This is a genomic window from Actinocrinis puniceicyclus (assembly GCF_018283645.1).
Lineage (GTDB): Bacteria > Actinomycetota > Actinomycetes > Streptomycetales > Catenulisporaceae > Actinocrinis > Actinocrinis puniceicyclus.
The window spans coordinates 1-2,973 of the sequence record NZ_JAGSXH010000256.1; the positions used below are offsets into that span (position 1 = coordinate 1).

Consider the following 2,973-nt stretch of genomic DNA (forward strand, 5'->3'; position numbering starts at 1 on the left):
AGACGTGTATAAGAGACAGGTCCCAGAACGTTTTGAGGACGCTGTGTTCTTGGTCGTTGAGGGCGCTGACGTAGCGGCGGCGCGCGGCGTCGGAGGTGAGTAGTCCGGGGACGTGGGCGAGGGTGGGCACGCCGAAGCCGGGGTTCTTGTGGTAGGCGGTGACCAGGGTCAGGCAGGCTGCGCGCAGCAGGTCGTCGGTCCTGGGGCCCCAGAACCCTGAGTAGATGCGTTTGAAGATGCCGACGAGGTTGTCCACGGTGACGTCCGGTTCGGCGCCGTCGAACATGTTGATGCGCGGCGGGTCTGCGCCGTCTTCGGGGTCGAAGAGCACCGTCTTGGCGGCCGCCTTTTCCGGGAGTCGGTCCAAGAGGTCGGCGACCAGGTCTCCCTTCGGGTCGATGACGACCGCGCCGCGTCCGGCCTTGACGTCGTCGAGTACGAGGTTGCCCAGCAGGGTGGATTTCCCGGAGCCGGTGGCGCCGATCACGTGCAGGTGGTGGCGGGCGTCGGCGACCGGGATGGCGATCGCGCGCCTCGGCCCGGCATCGCTGTCGCCGAGCAGCCGAACGGGCCGCGTCTCGGTGCTGGAGGAGGGGATGCGTACGTTCGGGGGAACGGGGCGTGCTCCGGCGCGCGCCAGCCCCGGTACGACGAGGTCGGCTGGGAGGTGGGCGAGTGCGGCCAGTTCGGGAACTGAGAGGAGTGCGCCGCGGCCGAAGGGTCGCCGGTCGAGGGTGCTGGCCGGGTGGCGTAGGGCTTTGCGGCGTAGGTGGTTGCGTTCGGCGTAGACGTTGAAGGACCCTGCGACCGCGTGGGCCAGGCCGCGGGTGCGGCCGTGCGCTGTGGGAGTGTGCGGGACGGAGGCGCCGTAGCGCACGATCGTCTCCCACATGGGTCCGGCGAGCTTCGTGGCGGCGGCGCGCGCGTCGGCGTCGGTGCGGGGGTCGCGCCAGGGTGCCTGTCCGCTGGTCCCGGTGCGCGGCCGTGGGCCGGTGTGCGGGGTGATCGCGTCGAAGAACACGGTCTTGAGCCCCGCGCCTCCGCTCGGCTTGCCCAGCAGTGTGTTGAGCGTGCCGCGTAGTTTGCGGGCGCGGCGGGTTGATGCGGGGCGGGCGAGGATCTGTACGCACGCGGCTTCGCCTGGCTTGAGGTCTGCGACGGCGCCGAACAGGGCGCGCAGCGGGTCCTCGTCGTGTTTGGTGCGCAGCGGGATCGCCTCGCCGCGCGCCGGCACCAGCCGCCCGCCGGTTGCCTGAGCTCGTGCGAGCGGGAGAGGCGGCACCGGATTTTCGACGGCGAGCGTGCGAGCGCCGGGCCAGGCGGCCTCGACCGCGTGCTCGACCAGGCCGGGCGGCACGGTGCGGGGAATCCAAAGTCTGATCGCGTGCCCGTCACCGGTGAAGCGGTATTCGAAGCCGAGATGTGGCTGGCCGTGCAGCAACCGGGTGAGGCGGGGGCGGTGCAGGCCGAGCAGGTTCGCCCACAGCGCCTGCCCGCCCGCCAGCGCTGCCTCCGGCGGTGCGGAGATGTCGATGACTCGAGCGCCGTCGGCGAAGGCCCGGTTGCGGCGGGCGCGGATCAACACTCCGGCCGCGGCGTATGCCGCCACGCACGTACTGATCGCGGCGAAGAGGGGCAGCGCCCAGGCGTGCACGAGCTGCTCCACATGCCGTTCGACGAGCTGTGGATTTCGCAGCAGGTCGGGCAGGTGCGGAGTCGATGGGCGCGGTGCATCGGTGTGCTGCATGAGGATCAACTCCCGGGGTGGGCGCGAAGCGGTGAGCGGTGTCAGGCCTGGATGCCGGTGTGCAGGAGATTCGCGGCGTCTGGTTCGGCGAGGGAGGCGAAGGTGGCCTTGGATCCGTCGGCGGCGGTGAGCAGCGCGTGGCCTCTCGGGCAGGTGAGCAGGAATGCGCGTTCGCCGGCGGACAGGTGGAAGGCGTCGGCGACGGCGTCGATGGCCTGGGGTGCCTGGCGCAGCAGGACCTGCGTGGCGGCGTTGGCGACGACCGCGGCGCCTAGCTCCGTGCTGAGGACGTCGGCGGCGTCCTGGGTGACCATGGCCAGGGCGAGGGTGTGTTTGCGGGCGGATTTGGCCAGGCGGAATAGGAACCTGGCGGCGACCGGGTCCTTCATCGCGAGCCAGGCTTCGTCGATCAGGACCATGCGCCGGCGCCCGTCTGCGGTGCCGGCTTGCCGCCACACTTCGGACAGGATCAGCAGCATCGCCGGGGTCTTCAGCTGCTCGGGCAGATCGTTCAGGGTGTAGACCGTGAGATGGGTGTCGAGGCGGTGGCTGGTGGGTGCGTCGAACAGTCCGCCGTGTGCTCCGGCGGCGAACGGGTCCAGGCGCGCCGCGAGCCGCTGACCGGCGGGGTCAGGGTTCTGGCGTAGCAGCCCGACGACGGCCGAAAGGTCGGGGGCGGGTGCGGTCCAGGTGCGCGGGTCCGGGCTGATTCCCGCGTCCCGGTAGGCGGTGAGGGTGGCTCGGTCCAGGGCGGCGCGGCCCTCGTCTGCGTCGTGCTCGCCTACCAAGACGCCGATGAGGGCGTGCAGGTCCAGGGCGCGGCGGGCGAGCGCGTCCGGCGTTCCCGCGGCGCGTTCGGGCAGAGTGAGGGGGTTGATGTGCACGCCTGGGGCACCGAGGGCGACGACGGTGCCGCCGACTGCGTGCGCGAGGGCGGCGTATTCGCCTTCGGGGTCGATGACGGAGACCTGGGTGCCGCGGTACAGCTCGCGCAGTAGGTCGGTTTTCGCCAGGTAGGACTTGCCGCCGCCGGAGGCGCCGAGGATCACCGAGTTGTGGTTCTGCTGCGCCCAGCGGTCCCAGAAGACGGGGTTGCCGGTGGCGGTGTTCAGCCCCCACAGCACCCCGCCCACCGCGTCACCGTCGTCGCCGTGGTCGAGGCGGGTCAGGTCCGGGGAGGCGATCGGCAGGCACGCCGCCAACGCCTCGGTGGCCAGGGTGCGGGC

Annotated in this window: 2 protein-coding genes; both read right to left on the reverse strand. The window is 71.6% G+C overall.

What is annotated here, in order from left to right:
• Positions 1-1,747 (reverse strand): type IV secretion system DNA-binding domain-containing protein (locus KGA66_RS28500; protein WP_211472629.1); only part of this gene is annotated, 1,747 nt, incomplete at its 3' end.
• Positions 1,748-1,788: 41 nt separating this feature from the next.
• The coding region (locus tag KGA66_RS28505; RefSeq protein WP_211472631.1) for a VirB4 family type IV secretion system protein at positions 1,789-2,973 on the reverse strand (1,185 nt) is incomplete at its 5' end.